Source organism: Lentzea aerocolonigenes (genome assembly GCF_000955955.1).
In the GTDB taxonomy this organism is placed as follows: Bacteria; Actinomycetota; Actinomycetes; order Mycobacteriales; family Pseudonocardiaceae; genus Lentzea; species Lentzea aerocolonigenes_A.
In genome coordinates, this window is record NZ_JYJG01000646.1 from 1 (window position 1) to 235 (window position 235).

Genomic DNA, 235 nt, shown 5'->3' on the forward strand with positions numbered 1-235 from the left:
CCGTACTCGACGTGCATGATCGGCTTGCCGTAGGTGGACTGGATCGTTCGCATGTTGCCGATGATCGGCGCGACGTTGCTGCCCTGGGCGTAGGACGACAGCCCGGTGATGTCCCACTTGCCGCCGTTGCCGCGGTAGGCGTTGAAGAACCGCTGGATGCTGTCCGTCTTCTGCGGCTGGGCGAGGTGCACCATGACGGGCGTGGTCGGGAAGACCTGTTTGGACACGTCGTAGG

At 63.8% G+C, this 235-nt stretch carries 1 protein-coding gene; it reads right to left on the reverse strand.

All coding sequences use genetic code 11. The annotated features are described in order from the left end of the window. Positions 1-235, reverse strand: a 235-nt coding sequence (locus UK23_RS48105; RefSeq protein ID WP_045318578.1) for a glycosyl hydrolase 53 family protein, incomplete at both ends; no start/stop codon positions are given.